General features: G+C 49.6%; 15 protein-coding genes. 3 read left to right on the forward strand and 12 right to left on the reverse strand.

All coding sequences use genetic code 11. From position 1 onward, the window contains the following. Positions 1-42: 42 nt before the first annotated feature. Positions 43-1,506, reverse strand: coding sequence for a hypothetical protein (locus ACZ5ZV_RS16135; protein WP_464118194.1), 1,464 nt, complete (start codon positions 1,504-1,506; stop codon positions 43-45). A 3-nt stretch (positions 1,507-1,509) separates the two neighbouring features. Next, positions 1,510-1,884, reverse strand: a complete 375-nt coding sequence (locus tag ACZ5ZV_RS16140; RefSeq protein WP_464118195.1) for a hypothetical protein — start codon at positions 1,882-1,884, stop codon at positions 1,510-1,512. Between the two features lie 130 nt (positions 1,885-2,014). Here ACZ5ZV_RS16140 and ACZ5ZV_RS16145 point away from each other — a divergent pair, with 130 nt between their 5' ends. Continuing rightward, the gene (locus ACZ5ZV_RS16145; RefSeq protein ID WP_464118196.1) at positions 2,015-3,769 is read left to right on the forward strand and encodes a SpoIIE family protein phosphatase; all 1,755 of its coding nucleotides are present in this window, start codon (positions 2,015-2,017) and stop codon (positions 3,767-3,769) included. On the opposite strand, the gene ACZ5ZV_RS16150 is transcribed toward ACZ5ZV_RS16145, so the two are convergent. The 4 genes from ACZ5ZV_RS16150 to ACZ5ZV_RS16165 are packed head-to-tail and all read right to left on the reverse strand — an operon-like array spanning position 3,756 to position 7,943. Next, positions 3,756-5,489: a FliG C-terminal domain-containing protein gene (locus ACZ5ZV_RS16150; RefSeq protein ID WP_464118197.1), complete on the reverse strand. Its 1,734-nt coding sequence runs from the start codon at positions 5,487-5,489 to the stop codon at positions 3,756-3,758. The genes ACZ5ZV_RS16145 and ACZ5ZV_RS16150 overlap by 14 nt on opposite strands. Further along, complete coding sequence (locus ACZ5ZV_RS16155; protein WP_464118198.1) at positions 5,486-6,460, reverse strand: hypothetical protein; 975 nt, start codon at positions 6,458-6,460, stop codon at positions 5,486-5,488. The genes ACZ5ZV_RS16150 and ACZ5ZV_RS16155 overlap by 4 nt, the downstream gene beginning before the upstream one ends. After that, positions 6,460-7,044, reverse strand: a complete 585-nt coding sequence (locus ACZ5ZV_RS16160) for a hypothetical protein (RefSeq protein WP_464118199.1) — start codon at positions 7,042-7,044, stop codon at positions 6,460-6,462. Before ACZ5ZV_RS16160 ends, ACZ5ZV_RS16155 begins: the two co-directional genes overlap by 1 nt. Then, on the reverse strand, positions 7,044-7,943 hold the full coding sequence (locus ACZ5ZV_RS16165) for a tetratricopeptide repeat protein (protein ID WP_464118200.1): 900 nt from the start codon (positions 7,941-7,943) through the stop codon (positions 7,044-7,046). The genes ACZ5ZV_RS16160 and ACZ5ZV_RS16165 overlap by 1 nt, the downstream gene beginning before the upstream one ends. Positions 7,944-8,111: 168 nt before the next feature. On the opposite strand from ACZ5ZV_RS16165, the gene ACZ5ZV_RS16170 reads away from it, so the two are divergent. Further along, positions 8,112-8,636 (forward strand): hypothetical protein, encoded by a 525-nt coding sequence (locus ACZ5ZV_RS16170; protein ID WP_464118201.1) that lies wholly within the window; start codon positions 8,112-8,114, stop codon positions 8,634-8,636. On the opposite strand, the gene ACZ5ZV_RS16175 is transcribed toward ACZ5ZV_RS16170, so the two are convergent. Both ACZ5ZV_RS16175 and ACZ5ZV_RS16180 read right to left on the reverse strand, forming a co-directional pair. Then, positions 8,637-9,596 (reverse strand): OmpA/MotB family protein, encoded by a 960-nt coding sequence (locus ACZ5ZV_RS16175; protein ID WP_464118202.1) that lies wholly within the window; start codon positions 9,594-9,596, stop codon positions 8,637-8,639. Position 9,597: 1 nt separating this feature from the next. Beyond that, complete coding sequence (locus tag ACZ5ZV_RS16180) at positions 9,598-10,407, reverse strand: motility protein A (RefSeq protein ID WP_464118203.1); 810 nt, start codon at positions 10,405-10,407, stop codon at positions 9,598-9,600. Between the two features lie 157 nt (positions 10,408-10,564). Between ACZ5ZV_RS16180 and ACZ5ZV_RS16185 the strand changes: the two genes are divergently transcribed. Next, positions 10,565-11,002 carry a hypothetical protein gene (locus ACZ5ZV_RS16185; protein ID WP_374000545.1) on the forward strand — a complete coding sequence of 146 codons (438 nt, stop codon included), beginning with the start codon at positions 10,565-10,567 and terminating at the stop codon, positions 11,000-11,002. Here ACZ5ZV_RS16185 and ACZ5ZV_RS16190 read toward each other — a convergent pair whose 3' ends face one another. The 4 genes from ACZ5ZV_RS16190 to ACZ5ZV_RS16205 are packed head-to-tail and all read right to left on the reverse strand — an operon-like array spanning position 11,003 to position 21,038. Further along, the gene (locus ACZ5ZV_RS16190) at positions 11,003-12,229 is read right to left on the reverse strand and encodes a hypothetical protein (RefSeq protein ID WP_464118204.1); all 1,227 of its coding nucleotides are present in this window, start codon (positions 12,227-12,229) and stop codon (positions 11,003-11,005) included. It lies immediately after the preceding gene. Further along, positions 12,222-13,634, reverse strand: coding sequence for a vWA domain-containing protein (locus ACZ5ZV_RS16195; RefSeq protein WP_374000548.1), 1,413 nt, complete (start codon positions 13,632-13,634; stop codon positions 12,222-12,224). The genes ACZ5ZV_RS16190 and ACZ5ZV_RS16195 overlap by 8 nt, the downstream gene beginning before the upstream one ends. Continuing rightward, entirely contained in the window at positions 13,631-14,806 is a 1,176-nt protein-coding gene (locus ACZ5ZV_RS16200; RefSeq protein ID WP_464118205.1) for a hypothetical protein, read from the reverse strand. Before ACZ5ZV_RS16200 ends, ACZ5ZV_RS16195 begins: the two co-directional genes overlap by 4 nt. Positions 14,807-14,849: 43 nt before the next feature. Beyond that, positions 14,850-21,038, reverse strand: coding sequence for a hypothetical protein (locus tag ACZ5ZV_RS16205; protein ID WP_464118206.1), 6,189 nt, complete (start codon positions 21,036-21,038; stop codon positions 14,850-14,852). Between the last annotated feature and the right edge of the window lie 15 nt (positions 21,039-21,053).

Raw genomic sequence — 21,053 nt, forward strand, 5'->3', positions numbered from 1 at the left:
GACCCCTGACAGAATCCTAACAATTCAACACAGCTTGCCACACTACTTACAAGCCTGCCCGTGATTGCCACCCTTACATCCCAGGGCCTCACGCAATTCGGGCTTTGCATAATAGATGCGGTCAACACGCTGGCCCGTTGCTGGGTGTGAGTCGACATGATAAGGATCGTTATGTCGGCCCCCCGAAGCCTGATGTTTCATAAATTCCTGAAGTTCCGGACACGCGCCCTGAGTGGCGCTGTTAATCTTGTTTAAACTGGATTCCAGAATATTCGAACAGCCGGTGCCATAAAAATGCGCCTGCGAAGCAAAGGCAAACTCTTGTCTTTTGCCCGCTTCAGGAATCTCCTTGATTTTGGAGGCAAGCGCCTCTGCCGCAATCCAGTCGGAAAACGCCTCTCCGATATGGCCGGAGTTGGTCAGCATCGAGCAGTATTTGAACTTGTCATAATTGTCTCGGATTCTTTGTCGCTCATCCTCAAACCGAGCCATGGTGGCATCGCGAGCAGGAGCCTCCTCGCCTTCACCCTGCAGGTCCTCCATTTCAGACATCTCATTTTTCAAATCCTGTTCAAACTTGTCGACGTTTGAGAGCAAATTCTTCATCGAAGGAATTTTAACATTCAAAGAGCTTGGCGACTGCAGACAGGCCACGACGGATTTAAAGGGGTTCTTCTCCATAAACACGGGGGCAAAGACCTCTTTTCCTGCCGCACGCCGACCTTCTATCCAATCGGGTTCTATCAATCCTTCCTGACTGCGTCCCATCGCCATTGTGCAGGGATCAAAGGCATGGCCGATTTCGTGGGCCATCAAGGAAAAAAGAGAAGCCTCCGGCATATTCATGGACTGTGGACACACGGTGATGGCATGTTCATCCGGACTGTAATAGCCGTTAGGACCAACACATCCCTGCATGGCCAGATCACCATAGTTGCCGTTGGTGTTGGCGGGCTTGTATTTCACCGTGCGAATGCGCCCGATCATATTATCAATGGCCGCCGAGTTTTCTGCCGTGCGCTTGGATTCCAACATGCGGATCACCCGTGTTTTCATGTCGGTGAAGACTTTTTCCACACGCTGTTCGGCGGCTTTCAATGCGGCCCGGTTTTTTTGGAACTGTTCTTTTCCTCCGGCCTTTTCTTCAGACAGAAATTGATCCACGAACACAAAGGGATCCTGAACCACAGACTGTGGGAACGGATTCTTGGCGCAGAACTCGGCAATGCTTAAGGCCCCGATCAGTTGCGTATTGGGAATCGTGCGACCCTCTTTATCCCGATACAGATAAAAATCACCGGCCTTTTCCGCCAATTTGCCGCAATAACCTGAAAAGTCACAGCTTGCAGACTGAGGTGTTTCACAAGCCACCGATGCCCCCGCAGACGCTTTCAAGGCCGTACGCACCTGGGACAGCCGTTGCAAAAGGGCCTCTCCTGAGACATTTTGGGCCTGAGCCGCACAAACAGACAACGACATTGCCGCCAAGGTCAAAAATTTTATCATAGTTTATAAACTCCGCGCATAGCTACGCAGATCCTCAAGGTTCTGCATCAAACGACCAAATTCAGGGCCGAAAGTACAACCTTTCCGAACGATCTTTTTCTTGGAACCGGAAATGGATTTGGAATAGACATAATTACCAGCAAAGCAAGAGGCCGGTTGACGCTCGGTCGGGCCTGTTTCAATCTCTTTCCAGGCTCCTTGAACCATGGGCGGAAGTTTTCTTCCCAGATCCTTACCGTCAAAATAGTAATGACCCTTTTCGAAACGCAAGACATCACGCTGCTGCACCCCCACGTTGGTGGTTCGATCAAAGACGATTTCATCCGCCATAGATATAGATGCGAAGAACAGGACTGAGACAACTACGAGATACTTCATATTTTCATTTTAAATAAGAACAGGAGCAATTGCTGCACAGAAAAGCACGCCTGGACTTTGATCGTAGCTTTGCATTCTTCGACCATGGTCCAGCTAACTCTGACCTGGAAACAGCCGATACGAAAAGGCCATGTCGATCAAGATTAAGTTCTTAGTTATTACATCTTTGCTTCTGCTGCTGTCCTCTGCCACGATCTTCTGGATCAATCGATCCTCTTTCCTGGATGACAAGCGCTCCTATTTATATTCTTCGGCAATGGAAAGAATCCAGAATGCCACTGATGAAATCACCAAAGGTTCTGACAAGGTGATGGAGCGGGTGCAAACCGCCCTGCTCTTTTTTGATGGCGCCGTTTTCTCCAATCAGATCAAGACGGTCGCCACGCAACAAAAATGGGGAAATATCCAGGTCTATCGCCAGGTGGAAGGCACCACCCAATTTATGGATTCCCTGGCCGAAACAGCGACCAGCCTTCCTCCGGCGCAATTGCGCTACCTGCAAGCTTTGCCTGAAGGGAAACTGCAAACTGATCTGAATCTGGATCGTCCGGACTCATTGATTGTTTATTTCCACAAAGGGGAGTTGCTCATTTACGGCGACCTCAAGTTCGAGGGGTTGAAACTTGCCAGCCAAAAAGGAGCCCTGGGGCTTTGGAGTCCGGGCCGATCGCAATGGAAATCACCTGCAGGTCTGCAAAATCCGGAAATGGCAAAGCAGGCCTTTATGGCCTTTTTAAAGGATCAAAGCAGTGGTGTGCGTGAAGTGGAACTGGGCCATCGTGAATACCTGGTTTCTTATTCTTATCTGCCCCAGATTCAAACCTACATGTTTCAGGCCTTCGACAAAGCCCAGATCTATTCTGTTCTGAAGCAGACCATGAATAAGACATTGATGGCCTCGGCCCTCATCATTGCTCTGGGTTTGATCGCCACCTTTGTCAGCGTTGATTCTCTGACTCAAAGTATCTCGGTTCTGGCGGGGGGAATGTCCCTGTTTGCCTCTACAGGGCAGTCCAAGCCGATTCATTTGAAGTCCTCCGACGAAGTGGGACGCATGGCCAAGGTCTTTAACTCCATGCTGGAAAAGATCCAGGGCTTGCTCCGTCAAACCGAGGAAAAGGCGCGCATGGAAGCCGAGCTGGAAACCGCCAAAGAGGTTCAAACAACTCTGCTTCCGAAGAGCAAAGCTGATACAGATCGGTACACACTCAAAGGCTTCTATCAACCTGCCACCGAATGCGGTGGAGATCTGTGGTTTCACTTTAACGATGGTGAAAAACTCTTTGTCTTTATCGGCGACGCCACCGGGCACGGTGTTCCGGCGGCTTTAATCACCTCTGCCGCCCGTTCTGTCCTGTCTTTGTCGATGGCTGAAAACATCTGGGATCCGGCAAAAGTTCTTAGCATGATGAATCAGGTTCTGTGCGATCTGGCCAAAGGTGAAAAAATGATGACGGCTTTCGCTGCGCTGTATGATCAGACCAACCACACCCTGACCTATTCCAATGCCAGCCATGATTTCCCTTTGATCTGCCCCTTGCCTGCGGAAGGTAAAAAGCTGAAGAAAAATGACCTGGTCTTCCTGACGGATGCGAATTCAAAACGCCTGGGTGAAACCAAGGAATCCGTCTTTTCGACGGTCACAGTTCCCCTGCAACCAGGAAGTGCATTCTTTGCTTATACAGATGGCCTGATTGATGCGGTCAACAAGGAGGGAACGGCTTACGGTGAACGAGCCGTGATCAAAACTGCTGTGGACAGCACCAATCGTGGAGCCGCCCGAAGTCTTCATGATATTATGCAAAAACAGATTGTGGAGCACATTGAGGCTCAGGAACAGCCCGACGACATAACGTTCATCGGGCTCTACGTTAAACCGACTTAACAACGCGAACGTTGCCGTTGACCAGATCCCCGATACGCAGGGATCTGCTGTACATCACCTTTTCCACCTGCAGACAGATGTCTCGACGGATTTCCGCTGTTTTCTTTCGGGACGGAATCTGAACCATGTCACCCAGATCTCTTTCAACGATCATGGCTTTACGCTCAGGGATCGTGGAAAGAATTCTGTTATAGAAAGCGGAGTGTGTTTTGAACAGCGCTGCATACAACGCATCCACTTCGTAGGCCCCCAGGACTTCTGAAAGAATATCCGATGGCACCAACTTCAGATCGTCAAAGGTCAGAATCACCTGGCGAAGACGTTCCAGCTCTTCAGGGTTGTCATTGGCAAAAAGTGCCAGCAAATCCATCTCCTCTTCGGCGGACATGCCACGGATCACTTTTGCCAGGACAGTCGCCCCTTCCACTTTTGGTTCAGGGCGCATTCTAAGTTCCGTCAGTCTTTGATTGAAGGAACCCACCACGGATTGCACGACATTGTGTGGAAGCTTTTCAACACGAGAAATCTCTGCAAGAACACGTACACGTTTTTCCGCATCCAATGTCCCCACAATACCCGCCGTCACTTCCGGAGGGGAATGCAAGCACAGAACCGCGATGTTGGAAGGGGTCTCCTTGTCCAGAATTTGCTGACGCTCTTCCTCACGCATTTTTAAAACGAACGAGAACGGGTTGCTTTCATCCGTGGACATTTCGTGCTCAACATAAGCAGCCAAAATTGCCTTATAGACATCGCGAATCGCCTGTTCTGTCTGAGCTTTAGTTGGCGGATTGGCGCGCTCTTTCACTGCTTTACCCAAACGAGCCCAGGCCATCGCCGGGACCTCTGTAAAGACACGCTTGGAAACATCCCAGCCCAGGAATTCCATCAAAACGGAAGCGTTGTCGGCAGAATCGTTCAAGGTGTATTCCGTCACGGCCCGAGAAGTCATCTGAGGATATTGGGCCGCAATCGCCAGCACATGCTGCTTTACTGCATCCATATTGAATTCAGGTTCTGCAGCGACCTCAGGCACCGGTGCCGGGGTCGGAGCGGCTTGAGCAGCAACTTCCGGCTCTTTTTCCTGATCTTTCTCTGTGTGCTTATAATCGTGATTTTCTTTAAGTTCTTTGCGCGGTTCCTGCGCACGGCCGCGTCTCCACGCCCAGAACATCAAACCGGACAGTGCCAACAAAGACAGAATAACAATCAAAGCCCACATTTTCCAGGTCAGCTCAGGCAACGTATCGGGCTTGGGCTCCCCTTTTGGTGGGTCCGCAGGCAGTTCAATGCGTTTGACAGTCACACTGTCCCCCGCCGTCGCATCCAGATGAAGCTTGGAAGTCAGAAGGTCCTTGATGACCTTTTCCGTTTCCGGGGTCACATTACGAGACAACACCACCGAAATATCTGTCTTGGACTTCATTTCATGAAGTTTGTTTGTGGCTTTACCCAACGTCGGCACATCACCCATCAACGGCATGCCCGGAAGGTACTGCACATCCATTTCGTCGTGGAACTCTTTCAGTTTCTTTTCATCATGATCCAGCTCAATGGCGACAACAAGAGTGTAATCCGTCGGGCGCAAAATAGTATTCAGAACTGAACGAGCCCGCGCCTCATACACATTCTCCAAAGAGCCCATTTCTTCAATATACTGGGCCCAGGACGCCTGAGAAAACATCAACAATGCGAAAAGTACCGACCAACGCTTCATCATTTTATCCCTTTATCTTTCGCGAGAATCGCCCCGGCCAACATCTGCAAATGCGGATGTTGTGACTGACTTTGAATTCTTCGAATATCCTCTTTAAACTCACTTACACAGTCCAGCTCCTGAACCGCCACAAGGAAGGTGTCTTCCCACTTTTCATCCTTGCTTTGAGCCGCTGCCGCCAGGTGTTTCTTCAGGTCTCCCTGAATCAAACTGTGATTCAAAGCCAACTGCTTGTACACAAACGGTTTCACCTCTGCAGGATAACTTGCGTAGTTTTTATAAACCCTATTAAACAATTCTTTGCGTGCCTCACCATCACGCACCCGCGCCAGTAAGAACATGCCTTGAGTCACCTCTGACTTGGACAGTAATTGTTTGCTTAGAAGAGCCTTGCCTTCGCTGCTTAAAGGTTCAGTCTGAATCAACACATCCGCTATGATTTCCTTGCGGGCATCTTTGGTTTTCTTATAGAAGCTTTCCAGTTGCTTCAAATCAGCTGCCGAGGGCGTGCCCAGCTTCACAAGAGTCTTCGCTGCATAGCTGTGTGTTTGCGCCGCATCCCCAACAACTTGCGCATCCTGGGTCAGGAACTTCACAATCTGACTTTGTAACTTTTCAACATCCTGCTTTTCTTCAGGTTTAAATGCCGCAGGAGCCACATCCAAGACAAAGATGCTTGCCTGGAAAAACTCCTTGTTTTCTTTTGCTGTCTTGGATTCTCCAAAACCCGCCAGCAGGTCAGCAAAGTTGTGATTCTTCCACGCCTGTCCTGTCTTGGAGGACAAGTGCGTGTTCACAGCCAAAGCCTGGGCTCGTTTTAGCTCTTGAAAGTTGGACTGATTGGAGCGCTGCTTGGAGAGCACGGATCCACCGGTGCCTTTAAAGACGGTGTAAAATCCAAAGATGGCACCCGCGCCAACGACAAGAGACGCTGCCCCGATAAGTATTTTTTTATTGGTGTTGGTTTTTGCCATTAGTCAAACCCCACAAAGCGGAGGCCCGCATATAAAGTCATAAAGTTATATTTGATATCTTCGTCTTCGGCGGAGGGAGCCGTCAGACTCATGCCCATTGCAACCTGCCCGATCAAAAGCAGATCGGACATCACCGGGATTTCCACGCCACCCCGCAAGCTCAGATCAATCAATGAAGCATTCAAGTTGTCCACAGACAGATTGCTCAACCCCAAATTCGCCGCAATAAACGGCGTGGGCCGCCAGACTTTGGCTTCAGAGGAGCTGTCCACGATCATGCGCATTCCATTCACACCAAACATATAATAGCGGCCGCCAATTGCCATGCGCGTGAACGGCAGCTGCTTTCCACCCCCACCCGCCATTTCCATAAAGGATAAGGTCATGGCCGTGTTCAGAGACGGGTTATTGATGGAGTAATTTACTTCCAGGGTCGTGGAAGACTCAACGGTCTCGTCAATCTCTCGACTTGGCATCTGATACTTCAGGGAACTTGCCCCCAAACTGACGTCCCAATCAGACGACAGATAGGCCTGTGCAGGCAAAGCAAGCATTAAAGAAAGAACGACACCCAGAATCTTCATCAGCGAACCCTGCTATTATTTCTTTTCTCAATTTCGATATTAGATGCCGGATATCTCATCTCGGCTCCTGTCTTAGGCAGTGGCGCCATACCCAAGCGCTGATAGACATCAGACAGATACTGATAAGCCACTTTGTTGTAAGGATCGATCTTCAAACATCTTTCCCAGGCAATCTTCGCACCTTCAAAGTCTTTTTGCAGATACTTGACGGACCCTTTCAACAACCATGCGTTATTTGAATATTCATCCAGCTGCAAAGCTTTGTCGATTTCCGCCAAAGCCTTTTCGTACTGTCCTTTTACGATCAACTGTTGACCTTGGAACACATGGCCGACCACACGATCCGTGCGGTCACGCTCCGTGGAGGGCATCCCACCAGAAAGGCGTGGCGAGAACAAAGCATCTTTATAGAAGGAGGATGTGTTTTCCAGCAATGCCACACGAAGCTTAAGCTCCTGCATTTCCGCCAGCAGCTCTTCCATTTTTTTGTCTTCCGGCTTTTTATCCTTGTCTTCTGGCTTTGGTTTTTGCTGGTCATTCTTTTTCTGATCATCATTCTGCGCCAGTTCTTCGGCTTTCTTTTCCTCGTCAGACAATGGATCCAGGCGAGTGGCCACCGACAAACTTTCCCCTTCGTTGACCTTCACCATCACCTCTTTGGTGCGGTAATTTTGCTTTTCGAAAATCAGGAAGAAAACGTCACCGAGCTTGGATTCCTCTTTGACCTGCAATGGAGCAATCCCCAGAAGCTTCTTCTCCTGGCTTTGCACGTCCTTGATATAGACTTTTGCTCCATTGGGATAGGATTTGATTGAGTACTTACCAGCACATGAAGACAGCAATACTGGTGTTACAGATAAAGACAACAACACAAGTTGCCTTGTTTTCAAGATTTTCATTACCACCATCCATCCTAGATTCGGGGTCAGTTGACTTCCTACATTTTCTCGGCAAAGCTCGTAATTAACAACACTATGAAATACTTCATAACCTTAGTCCTACTTCTAACTGTTCCTCACATTGCAAGTGCGGAATTCCAAGCGCCGGTAATTCGGACGAAGCTCTCCATGTTCAGTACGACAGCTTCGGCCGGTGAACAGGTTAAAGATGAGGCTTTGGGCTCAATGCTGACTCTGCAACCAATGGTTCTGTGGAACTTCCCTTCCATCAACTCTCGTATGGGAATCCATTATATTCTTGATTTCGCCAGCAACTATGGATTTACACCGATTTCAGGAATCGGTGTCACAGGTTATTACTATCTGAAGGGTCTTCCGGCATCGTATGAAAACACACCGGACGAGACCTTGATCCAGAAGTCCAAACCGGGCTTCTTCACGTTTGCCAGCTTCACCCCGGTGAACTTCAACCTGAATAAAAAAGAATCCACCCCCAATGCAGGAGATGGATTCTCGTTTAGTGCTTTATTGTATGAAATGAGTCTTGGTGTGGGCTACGAATACCCTATTCGTCCCAACGCTCTTATCGCCGTAGAGCTGGGCACCCGTGATGCCAGCTCCAGCAGTGGTGAAGAGAAGTTGAGCTATTCCGGATTCGGAATCGGAATCTCCTTCACCACTTCCTATTACTAGTTACTGCGCAGGAGGTGTGAGTTCTGACTCATACTTCTGAGCCTTGTTCTCAAGATCCTCGATTTTACGCTGCAACTTTTCTAACTGTTGTTCCTTACGACGCTGCTCCATCTGCTCTTTGTGGCGCTTCTGAGCTTCCTCGAACCGAACCTGGGCCAGCTTCATTTTCGCCTGCAGATCAGCTTCTTTCTTCTGGTGTTCGATTTCCTCTTTGGTCAGCTGTTTGGAGAACTGCTTTTGCTGCAGCTTGTACGCTGCTTCCGCATCATCCAACGTCACGGCCACCACCACACGGCGGTTCAGAGCTTTATTCGCCGGAAGAACCAGCCCCGCCTTGTCCTTTTCAGGCGCCAGCGGTTTGGAGGAACCATAACCGACCGCGGATAAAAGATCAGAATCCACACCACTTTCTTCAAAGTAACGAACCACGGAACCCGCCCGCAAAGACGACAGCTCCCAGTTGGACTTCACCAGTCCCGCGCTGCTCATGGAATCACCATCTGTATGACCTTCCACGGCAATCTTATTGATCCCTTCGATAGAGCGCAGAGCGCTGACCACTTTACGCAGATTAGGCTTGGCCGCCTCTTTCACTTCCACGGCACCAGAGTCAAAGAGCACTTCGCCGTCGAACTTCAAAAGCAAGGTGTTATCACCATCACGAATGATTTCGACACCGTTCATTTCGCCGGAGCCTTTAAGGATATTGACAATTTTTTGCTCGGCCATCAGAACGGCACTGACTTCCTTGATGTTACCACCAAAGTACTTTGCCACTTCCTTACGAACCAGATCAAACTTGGTATTGTCAAAACGGGTCATTGAATACATCAGAACGAAGAAACCAAACAACAGAGTCATCATGTCAGCATAACTGACAAGCCAGTTGGATTCGTCATGAGCCATTTCATGCTCATGCTCCTCCAGATGCACTCGGCTGCGCTGTTTGCGTTCACCCATATTAAGCCGCCTTCTTCACAGTACCCGCAGATCCCGCCGCATCATCGCTTCTTTGCGCTGGAGACAGGAAGGACTTCAAATATTCCTTGATGAACAATGGATGCTTCTTTTCGTGAACCAAAAGAATGCCTTCTTTAATGATTTCACGCAAAGTCACGTCCGCCTTGGAAACCGTCTGCAATTTTTCAGAGATCGGAATCAAAACCAGGTTGGCCACAACCAGACCGTAGAAAGTCGCCACCAGGGCCGTTGCCATGGCAGGACCGATGCGATCCTGAGCTCCAGGCTCACCCAATGTTTGCAACAAAGAGATCATCCCCAGCGTCGCACCCAAAAGACCGAAGGCTGGTGGGAAGCGGGAGATCGTGTGCCATACTTTGATTTCCTCTTCATCGCGTTTTTTCTTACCACGTAAAGAGTTTGTCAGGACATCAGCCAATTCGTCATAGCTAAAACCATATTCCACCAGCAACTGCACACCGTCCTTAATGAATGGATGCGTGTCCGGCTTGATCATGGCCTGAACCGATTTTGGATCACGGCGGTAGGCTTCAGAGATATCGACAATGGTCGCGATCGTTCCCAGGTAGTCAACCCTTTCACGGCCCAACATTTTACGAGTGACGATTTTTAGCGCCGTCCACAAGCTTTTAAAGTTAAAGCTCATCAGCGCAACAGTCAGAGTTCCGCCAATGACTAGGACAATTCCGTGCACGTCTGCAAACACTTTCGGGTTCTTTGCAGCATCCAAGATGGAGAACGCTGCAATTCCCACTGCAGCCAAAATACCTAAAAGCCCCGCTAAGTTCATAGTTCCTCCGAAAAAAGGTAAATCCTTACCTTGCACCTTTCGGCGTATATTTCAGCCCCCCTAACTGTACCAAGGCTTAGATTTTGGCGTGTTCCGCAGTTAAGCCTAAATTACTTGTTCCGCAATTCTATATAATGAAATGGAACAGGGAGTGAAAATGACAAACCTTCTTATTGGGGTCTGCCTACTTATCTTTGCAGTCGAAGGAATTTTGATAGGGCTTGAGTATTTTAAGATGCAAAAAAATACCAAGCTGCAATCTGCACTGGATAAGGCCAATCAAGAAAAGAATCTTCTGGGCGAACGTCTGGTTGCCACCCAAAAAGAACTGGCTGATGCCCGAAATGAGGTTCAGGGCATCTATGTGCTTTGGAACCGTGCCCTGGAATCAGAAAAGAACATGCGTCACGAACTGCATGTGGCAAAAACCCAGCTGACTTACCTGGCCCAAAAAGTGGTGCGCGGAGAAAGCACCCCCGCCGCGAAAAAAGAAACTCCAAGCCAGCCTGCTTACTGGGAAGTGCCTGCCGCGCGCGAACCTGCCAGCCAATACGTTGATCGTCAAAGCTATCAGACCAACGTGGATTTCCTTTAGTTACAGAGGACACTGAACGATAGAATAGTCGACAGTGTCTTTCTTATTCTGGATAAACAAGTGACGCCCCCCGGGAAGAACCGTCCACAATCCCCGCTCAGTCACTGCACTGATTGCCGTTTCATCCTTCAGGACATACTTTTTGGCTTCTCCGGCCGGTGCTGCCACGGTCAACCCATATTCTTTCAACAGATTATAAGGGCGACGGCGTTCGGCGAACCATACAGCCTGCGGTTCTGATTCCCCAATCACACGGTACTCTTCACGCATTTCCAGAGGCTCACCTACAGAAACTGGTGTGGCCGCAGCCCCCTGCAAATAGCGAAGTGGATAGAAATCCCATTTTTCATCGCGCTCTAACCAAGAACTGGTTTTAAAACCTATCTGATCATAGGGAGCTAGCACAAAATCCGCAAAAGGATTGGAGGCACCACTCAAAGACATACGCTGAGATTCCAGGCTGAGTTTTTCAGAAGCCACCTTATAGACAGCAAAGTCATTGGTTTCTCCAGAGGAAAACGCCAGCATCCCCGGTATAATTCGCACACGCGCTTTGCTGTTGGAATAAGCCTGACCGCATGCCAGAACACTGAGTGTATTTCCCGCCTCAACCCCCATCAACGTGTCGGGTGAGCGCGGGGCTTCACGAGGAATCACGTTCTGCCAGCTGCGGCTGTCGTAAAAACCCAATCGACCGGAAGGTTCCAAAGAAACAAAGGTCCGTTGGTTCAGACGAAGAAAGTGCACCTCTGCCGACCACTGATTGCCGCAGATACCCAGTTGATTCAACATCTCGACCCTTTCACTGTCAAAGCGAATGGGCAAGATTCTTCCCGTCGAGGACCTAAGAAAAGCCATGTCCCCCGAGGAATTCACGATTTGATATTTTACTTCCTCAAACGCATACATCGCGTTGGCCGTGGTGGATTGTGGCTCTAAATGTGGTGCGAAATCCGACTTAAAAGTCAGCTTATTCAGAACCCAGGAGTCCCCTTTCGGGTTCAAGCTGACAGCGCGGTATTCTCCATCCGAAAATCTATCCAGCCCGACAACCATGGCTGTGTTTGCAAACTTCCCGGATTGGGTCGTCGTGCACAGCGGAAGATCCGCTCGGGATTTATGCTCCTCTAAAAAGATCACGGCAAGCAGTCCCACAGAAATCACAGCCGCCAGAATCAGGGGCACCTTGACGAAAAAGGGAATCGACCTGTTGCTTTTGCTATTCATTCTTTTTCACCTTGCTGCAATCCAGCTTCACCAGGCCGGAGTTCGAACCCATGATCACATCCTTAAAGACGCATTTCTCATCGACTCTGATTTCGTAAACACCCTTACCCAAGACAAATGGAACATTGGTCAGGTGATTTCCCAGCAGGGCAAAACGTCCATCATAGACATATATTCCACGCACTTTGGGATCTTCCACCACGACAGCCCCCGCCTCTTGAATATCATAGGTGTACTCGCCGTTAGGCACAATCAGGTAATTTTCAATGGTCTTTTCGAAGAACGGGTCACGATACAGTCGCAAGGCCCACTTTCCGGTCGGTAGTGGCGTGCGGACATCGCTGGTGAATCTTTTAACCACCTTGCGGTTGATATCCAAAAGTTCGATCTTCATCAGCTTTTCAATAAAGTTTGCCTGAAAGAAGCCGCTGCCTTGGACTTTCAAAGTTACTTTCTTATCCGGTGGAATCACGAATTCGGCAAACTTATACTTGGGTTTGATATTTACAATTGCCAGATACTTCCCCGGAGGAACCTGAATTCCTGTTGAGGCGTGGAACTTTCTATAGATCTCGCCAGGTGAATCTGCACGGAACAAAAAGACAGTCGCATTGGGTTGTGGACTGCTGACGAAAAGGTTTTTCCCTGGATTGAGCTTCTTATCCAGATCCTGCAGAAGATCCTCGAGCTTTTCTTCGTCATCGGCCTGATTCATCTCGCCGATGCAGGCCAGCTTGTCCAAAACATCCGGCTGATTCTGCAACCCGAAAGCCACCACAAAGAACTTCAAATCCACATCTTTGCCGGCAAGCTCTGCCGCAATCTTACAAGGATCCTGACCACAAGTTTCCTCTCCGTCGGTGAACAGCACCACCCGTTTAGGTCCTTTATAGCCTTCCAGATCCTTGTAAGCGTCCTTCAAGGCCGCCCCAATCGGTGTCATGCCCACCGGCTCGAAACTTTTAACAATCCCCTCGATCGCACCCAGTTTCGACTGTCCCGGCTGGATAGCGATATAGTTATCTTTGCAGTCCTTTTTACGACGGGAACCGATCACGCGAAGCCCACTGTTGGTCTTTTCAGTCCACTGGGACATCAGATAGCGAGAAAGAAGCTTTTTTAGAACATAGATCTTGGTTTTCTTGGGACCCATCAACTGCCCCATGGAGCCGGAACTGTCGATGATGTATTCCACCAAAGGAATGGCTTCCACCGGAAGATTTTCTGCCGTCGCAATCCCCTCGGGACTGACCGGAACCTTCGCAGGGTCAAAGTCCATATTATCCAGAAGATCCGTCGCCTGCAGTTGGGTCATTCCCAACGGCACCGAAGGACTATCTTCAGCAGTCTGTGCAACGCCAAGGCCGGCCCAAAGAAGCAGGCCTGTGAATAAAATCTTTTTCATCGCGGTTTCAACATCTTTCCAACGAAATCTTCCATACGAAGGCCAATCATGATTTTAACGAAGTTCTGCGTTTCTTTGTAAGTGCCACCTTCGGGTATGGAATAGAATCCATCCGGGGAGTTCGTCGGTGCCCCCGAGAAGGCAACCTGGCTTTCGCTCATCCCCATACTGATATCGATCGAAAATCTTTTAAAGAAAGGCACAAACCCCAAATGCACCAACGTTGTTGCCCCCACCGCCAGCTCCATCGCTGAGCCCGTGGAACTTTCCCCGCGTGTCACACCCTCGTCTTTGGCCGAATACATAGGAAAATAAGTTAGGTCGAAATAAAGTCTGTTGAAGCTCCAGTCAAATGTACGATTCGACTTAAATCTATTGTCCCCGAACAAATAGTGCAGGTTTACCCCCAGGCCGGTCCCTGTCGCTGTGCTGCTCAGAACATATTCATCATCATTTTCAGTGGTAAATTTAGTCGATCGACTGACCAGCTTGAAGGTCGGACGCAACTCTTTCCAAATCGGCAGAAGACGGTAATGAATGGCCAGTGTGGTTTCCTGAAACTTTGTGGGCTTTTCTTCACGATTGTAAGATCGCAAAGGCACCGAGCCACCCGAAGTTTGATATTCGATCCCAATTCGCCAGAGAAAATCGAAGTACCACATCAGATGGGTGTTCATGAAATCAAACTCAAAGATCTTGTACTGATTGGCCTGATTCGGAGAACCACTTTCAAACTTTCCTTTGTAAGGGCCAAAATCAAGCTGGGCATAACCGGGTTCATAGGAATCGGGTTCATCCGGAATCAGATCGCCCGGAGGTGGCACGGGAGGCTCTTCATATTTTTTTTCCTGCAAGCGAGCCAGACTGACCACCCTGTCACGGGCCTTGGGAAACTTCGTGATTGTTTTTGAATCTAAAAGAATCAGCAGCAAGCCGTTTTGAACATTTTCAACCGATCCGCGTGCGATGACCTCGATGTCATCCTGAACAATACGCGCGATCACCACCAGATCCCCCACGCGAATCAAAGGTGATTGTTTGACCATGACAACATCGTCGTTGACGCTGACAACAGGAACAGAGTTTCGACGGATGATATCCGTATTGATGATGCTGGCATAAGCCGCATTCAGGAATAAGAAAATACTCAGAAAAAAGAAGAAAGGCCTCACCCTTAAAGTCTATGAGGCCTGTCTGAAAGTTACAATTCCAAAGCTATCGAGCGCGGTAAATCCGGCCCTTGCTTCGACTGATCAGCAGGATCTGACCAGAGTCGAAACTGCCGATGCTGTCGATCGGATCCTGCACTGAATTCGTATAAACATGATAGCTATCCAGATCAATCGTGAAGACCTGATTGGCGTCTTTCATCGTACCAATCACCATTCGGTCCTCTGGACGAATCACCAGACGCTTTCCCTGCCCCGGAACATCAAATGGGGAACTGCTGATTTCATTGACTCCCACAAACTGAACGTCCGAAATTGTCGGCGTCTTCGCCGGGCCATCGGTCAGGACGGCCACTCCACCCGTACCGGATAGCAACGCAATGACACGATGGTTGACGGTGTCGATAACCAGATCCGAAGGCTTACAGTCTTCATGTCCCACGACTCCATCCCACAAAGTAATCTGCGCGACAAGGGTTGCAGCCCCCCCCGAACGGATCGGAGCAACATTGAAGACCCAAAGTTTGTGTGAAACAGACGGACTGGTCTGCTGGGTTGTGACGTAAATTCGATTCAGGTTCTTGTTCAATGCCATTCCTGAAATCTTTGCTGAACCGAAATTATAGATCTGGATCGGCGACGCCGGACCCAAATAGTCGTACATCAGCTTGTCCTTGTTGTCAGAGGAATAGAAGACATAAGTCGAATCCATTGACTCCGTAAAACGAGCATCCGAATACATTGAGGTCAAGAACAGATCTTGGGGACAGTCACCGATACACTTGTTCCCCGAGCCCAAGGACAGCCCTGTTAAATCACCTGCCGGGATACGCAAGGCTTCAGTGGTCAAACCGAAAGGACCCGCACGCCCTGACTGCGAAGTCAGGACAATATCAAAGCTGCCATTAGTTCTGACCAGCCCCATACGTTTGGATTCTGTTCCGGACAACCAGGGAAGATCCTCATAGAAATTCCAAGGAGGATTAATCAATGTTCCATTGGGCTTCGTCACCACGCCGTTGACCAAGCTAAAGTCCCACAAGAAATGCTTTTTAAACACCCCCATCATGTAGGTCCCTGCGAAGATCACATGGTCCACCATGGTTGCACCCAAGCTGACGGAAATATAACTTTCAAGATTCCAGTTCAGACTTAATGGCATCTGAGATGGCAGACTTTCTGGACGAGCCTTGGTCAGGTCAAACAAGGACTCTCCAAGCAGATAGTTGTTTCGAATCTTAACTTTCCATTCTTTGGCAGCAATGTAGTTACCGTCAGTCACTTCGGCCCTGACAACAAACTCCCCGGCCTTCAGCGGGCCAGAACCATCCGGATCCAGAGATCCATCAGTGTCTTTGGGTTTAAAGGAAAAACTGGCCCCCTCATCGCTGATCAACTCATCATTCACATACCAACGATAGAAAAGTGTGTCATTGGTGTTCGGATCCGAGGCCGTCACCGAGAAGGCCACCGGATTTTTCTCAGAGGCCAGAACATCAGTCCCTGCCGGCATAAAGCTGTCCAGGGTTGGAGAGACCTCAAACGGCGCCAGTGGATTTTGCACCTTCAGATAGAAGCCCACCACATCGGTTTCCTGTGTTTTTAAATCTTTGACCTTCACTCGCACTAGGTGCCCTGCCGCCCCTTCCGCAGTCACATCCCCCGGATAAGCAGGATTCCAGGAGATGATCCCTGTGGCAGCGTCAATACACATCCCGTTGGCTTCAGAGCAGGCTCTTGGCGATGTCACCAAAGAATACTCCAAGGGATTTCCTTGAGAATTGTTAACTATAACAGGGTACTTAAATGGCGCAGACGGCATACTTGCACTGGTGTGAGGCATGAAGTGAATAGGATCCCCTGCAAGATTCTGCCTTGGACTGACGAAGAATGCAGGCGCCACCACTTTAATTCTTAGCGGTGTCGCGCTCACGGTCCTGCCAGACATTGTGCCATCTCGATCCTGGTCCCCGTTATCGTTCACAAATAGCTCTGAAGAATAAACTCCAATGTGCGAACGCTGTGGACACCATTCCATTTTATAGCGCTGGCGATGAACTCCGTTAATAACCTCTGGAGAGCCAACCGGAGTCAGCTTCGGCACGGCCAGATCTGCATTCAAATTGGTGCCATCACCACAGTTCGTAACACTGACATTACGCTTGTAGGCCGCATCGTAGGTGGTCAGTTCTGTCGCCCATGTGGCCACCGTAGCATGACAGATGAATGGGTTTGCGGCGCCTGGATCCAGAGTGGGATGTTGCAATGCCACCCCATTCGAGTCACGACACAAGGTCAGCTGTGTCGTGAAGCTGCCGCCTTCCGGAGTGTAAGCATCCTTGTCGTACAGATAGATATCTTTATAGAAATACGTGTCTGCGAAAATGGTAAATTCATTGCCCGCAGAAATTTCCGCGATGGATGGAATCTGGTTCTTGTTAATCAGACGCACTTTAAAGTATGCATCGATGGACTCGCGCACATCTGGCATCGTTTTGGCGTCATAAATCTTAACTTTGACGATCAATCCGTCTGTACCGCCAAATTTCTTTGCTTCTTCGTCGGTTGGATTCCACAACAATTTTGCTGTGGTCTTCGTACCTGGCCCCGGCGTCAAGGCCTCTCGCTTATCAACCTGCACAACCAGACCGCTCGGTGCTGGTCGCCAAACGCTGTTTTTAAGATCATAAACTTGAGTGTCCAGCTCAAAGTTCACTGTCTGCAGCTCAGCCCCTTTATTTCTATCTATCGCATAGATGTTATAGAAAGACTCTGTTCCCTCTGTATAGTCACCCAACACCTGAGGGTTCCCCAAGGCCGAACCCACTCCCCCTGCCAGAGGAGCGAAGTTGCTGTCGGTGAGAACCGGTTTTTTGTTAATCTCTTTTACATTCAAAGTAATCGTCTGAATGTTGCCAGTATTACCCCACGGAGCTCTTTCTGTAATCGTCACCTTGAAGTTGAACGTACCGGATAGATCATTGGCGTGAGGAACATAGCGCAAATAACATCTGTTAGATCTGAAGAAAGCCCGGTCCGCCACGACAGGGTCGACATCACAACGGCTGGCCGCACAACTTACTCCATTTGCGGTGGGATTGCCCGGCACCCGACAATAGTCCCACTGCCCCGCCGGACCTGTGCCGATCTTCTCAATTCTAAAGTTGAAGAAGTCAGGGGCATCCAACGGGTACCAGTACTCGTGATTTTTATAATAGGGAACAGGCAATTCCTGGGTGCTGTCGGCCATCTGGACCAGGCCGTCCTGCAAGGTCACGCCCTCATAGGCTGTAATTACGGATGGTCCTACCATGACTGACGGTATGTTCACATCACGGAACTGAATCGTGGCAAATCGATTGTTAACCCCGGCCGTCGTCGTCATTCCGATATTATTGATACGACGAACCCATGCTGAAACAGAAGTTACATTGATACCCATGGACACTGGGTTGATGATCTCATAAAGAGTTCTGTTGGCTGTCTTTAAACGAGTCCCGGCCGGCAAAGTAATTGCCGCAGCAGCCCCCGCACCGGAAGGACGCGTGAAGTTCACTTTTCCTTCATGTTGAAAGATTGTCGCCGTATTCTTCACAGTGACGTTACTAGCCCCGGCGGGTGGAGCATCCAGGAACGTCAGAACCGCATTGCCTGGAAGACGATAACCATCTATCACCCGCACACGGAAACGTCTTTGCAGCAAGACGTTGTTGGAAGTTCCCTGATGCACCAGATTTTCGTTCCAATCATACAGACCCGGCGGATTCGGCAGACTGCCCGCCGTCACAACACCCGAAACTGCGTGGATTTTAAAGGCTGGCGAACCCGGCAATGTGTTGGAAGGTGTCAGCTCGGTATTGTTCGCTATCATTTGGGGTACACGCCAAATCGGGACCTCCACGGTAGCGACCCCAACAGCCATTACAATATCATCCGCCGTTCGGGCCTGAATCAAGCGGCCTGAAGCCGTTTTGACAATCGTAAACTTGGGGATCGGAACAGAAGTCGCAGTCGACGCTCTGGTAAAACGAATCACCCCACGGTCGTAAAACGCAGAGGGATTTGTCGCCGTAACTCCGGCCACCGCCGGTGACATCACAGTCAGAGTATTGGCGGCGGCCGTCGCCGCTGTGACTTCGGTAAAGACCGGGAACCAGACTTCGAGGTCTCCCGGATTAATGGTAACAGTCACACGCGGTTTGAACACGATATTTGTCGCAGGATCGGTGAACGTATTTGCCGTCGAGAAAGTCCGAACTGCCGTATCGTCCGCTGCACGCACAAAACGCACATATCCCGCCACGCCACCATTGACGTTTTCAGAAGTATGGTGAGCTCTTATACAGAAGCTGGAAGCATTCCGACGATAAGTCGGCTCCGTCATTCCCACTGAACGCCGCAAGATAAGAGGCTGATTAGTTCCACAATCCTGCAGATTACTTAAGGCATCCGCAGCCCCCTTCAAAAGAGGAGTTCCCGCCATAGAGAAATCGTAAGCCTCCAGCCACCGGGGATCGTTGTCTCGGTCACTCACAGAGAAGGTAGATTGATGCTGCAGCTTATTGGACTGTACCTGCAATGTCATATCCCCACCGCCCATACAAGGCTTGGTGTTTCGATCTGCCGCAGTCAGATTCAAAGTGATCGGTGGAGTAGTTCCATTGTGATTGTCCTTCAAAGTCACAATGAACGTTCCTTTTAACAATGAATGCAATGGCTTCCACACAAAAGTGTATCGCACACGATCGGCCAGAACCTGAGCGCTGCCCAGCTGAGTGATATAGCTTTTTAAAGTCCCGGCCGTCGTCAATGTGATTTCGTCCAGAGGATTTGCCGGGATGGCCGCCACATTGTCAGGATCCTGGAAATCCAGATAGAACTGATAAGGCTCCACGCCATCGGGATTTTCCGAGGCACAGTAGTCCCACTCAATGGGGTTGTCATAAACCGGATTCACCCCGCCCAGCATCACAGGGGCCGAGTTGGTATCGATCACCTTGACCTGCAAATTTGCCAAAGTCAGGCCGCCCAAAGAGTCTACAAGTTGCAGAGCAATCGTATTAACACCCTTGCGCGCGTCTTCATTATTAGGCGTCCAACGCACTTCAACTTCGTTTGCATTTGCAACTTCGGTCGGCGTAGCCTGTCCGTTTAAATAGACCGCTGTCGAGCCCTCAATTCCGTCACTGCTCACCTTGACGGGGTCACCGTCTTCGTCCTGAAAGCGAACCCGGCACGTCCACAGCTGATTTTCATTCACCTGCATGGTACAGCTGTGACTAAAGGTCGGACGTCGATTGACGTTCTCAACCTGCACCGGCCAGTCCACCCGTGCAATTTTACCCCCGTCAGAAAGCAGCACACTCATGGTGTAGGGATCCGGACGTCCTTTATCATAATCAGGTTCATAGCGAACGACACCGTCTTCAGAAGTGACCAAAGAGCCTTCAAACATCCATGCGAAGAACACCTGATCACCATCAGGGTCCACCGCCACAGCGCGAATCTCCAGCTTTTTGCCTTCCTCCACACGCTGTGTACTGACCTTGATTGTGGCTTTTAAGTCAAGAACAGGTGCCCGATTTAAAATGCCAAATGGATAGGGTTCCTGAGTGACATCACCGTCAGAGTTGAAGACAAATTCAACACCGTAGCCTTTTAGTAAAGATAAAAAGTCATAGCTGTTTGAAAGACCGTTACGAAGGAAGCGGTACAGGTGATCCGGATTGAAGTTCGGTGCGATACCAAACATCGCCAGTCTGTCCTCTTTAAAACGAATCACGGCATCGGTGATAGCCTTGATTTCTTGGGGAGTGTAAGTACTCAGAGCTCGCCCCGGATAGTTGGACAAGAGATTATACACCAAAGTGGTTTCAAGACTTGGAGAAATGGTTTCTCCGGGATATACGAGCGCAAACCAAGGTGTAGTTCGATACTCCATGACAATCTTAAGAACCAAAGCTCCAGTGGGCGTCAACCCCTTAGGCATGATCGAACGGAGATAATCCGGCTTTGCTTCTGTCGTCATATCCAGAAGATTTTTGGTCTTCTTACTTTCCTGATCGAACTCCGACAAATACATGGAGTACTTCTTGGTACTGACCACATTGGCTTGAGTCAGGTCAAATTGCAATAGGCTGCCCGGAGGAATTACGATTTCACTCGAACTCCCCTGCTCCTCTAGACAGCCCGTCAACCAGACCGTCGCCAGAATTAGCACCAAAGCTTTCAGCATCCCCGCCCCCAACTA

Source organism: Bdellovibrio sp. HAGR004 (assembly GCF_055397015.1).

What these genes read in the sequence shown, in the direction of transcription:
- ACZ5ZV_RS16145 (WP_464118196.1), top strand. Translation starts at nt 2,015, where the DNA reads ATGTCGATCAAGATTAAGTTCTTAGTTATTACATCTTTGCTTCTGCTG.
- ACZ5ZV_RS16165 (WP_464118200.1), bottom strand. Translation starts at nt 7,943, where the DNA reads ATGAAAATCTTGAAAACAAGGCAACTTGTGTTGTTGTCTTTATCTGTA.
- ACZ5ZV_RS16180 (WP_464118203.1), bottom strand. Translation starts at nt 10,407, where the DNA reads ATGAACTTAGCGGGGCTTTTAGGTATTTTGGCTGCAGTGGGAATTGCA.
- ACZ5ZV_RS16170 (WP_464118201.1), top strand. Translation starts at nt 8,112, where the DNA reads ATGTTCAGTACGACAGCTTCGGCCGGTGAACAGGTTAAAGATGAGGCT.
- ACZ5ZV_RS16190 (WP_464118204.1), bottom strand. Translation starts at nt 12,229, where the DNA reads ATGAATAGCAAAAGCAACAGGTCGATTCCCTTTTTCGTCAAGGTGCCC.
- ACZ5ZV_RS16155 (WP_464118198.1), bottom strand. Translation starts at nt 6,460, where the DNA reads ATGGCAAAAACCAACACCAATAAAAAAATACTTATCGGGGCAGCGTCT.
- ACZ5ZV_RS16205 (WP_464118206.1), bottom strand. Translation starts at nt 21,038, where the DNA reads ATGCTGAAAGCTTTGGTGCTAATTCTGGCGACGGTCTGGTTGACGGGC.
- ACZ5ZV_RS16140 (WP_464118195.1), bottom strand. Translation starts at nt 1,884, where the DNA reads ATGAAGTATCTCGTAGTTGTCTCAGTCCTGTTCTTCGCATCTATATCT.
- ACZ5ZV_RS16195 (WP_374000548.1), bottom strand. Translation starts at nt 13,634, where the DNA reads ATGAAAAAGATTTTATTCACAGGCCTGCTTCTTTGGGCCGGCCTTGGC.
- ACZ5ZV_RS16160 (WP_464118199.1), bottom strand. Translation starts at nt 7,044, where the DNA reads ATGAAGATTCTGGGTGTCGTTCTTTCTTTAATGCTTGCTTTGCCTGCA.
- ACZ5ZV_RS16135 (WP_464118194.1), bottom strand. Translation starts at nt 1,506, where the DNA reads ATGATAAAATTTTTGACCTTGGCGGCAATGTCGTTGTCTGTTTGTGCG.
- ACZ5ZV_RS16175 (WP_464118202.1), bottom strand. Translation starts at nt 9,596, where the DNA reads ATGGGTGAACGCAAACAGCGCAGCCGAGTGCATCTGGAGGAGCATGAG.
- ACZ5ZV_RS16185 (WP_374000545.1), top strand. Translation starts at nt 10,565, where the DNA reads ATGACAAACCTTCTTATTGGGGTCTGCCTACTTATCTTTGCAGTCGAA.
- ACZ5ZV_RS16150 (WP_464118197.1), bottom strand. Translation starts at nt 5,489, where the DNA reads ATGATGAAGCGTTGGTCGGTACTTTTCGCATTGTTGATGTTTTCTCAG.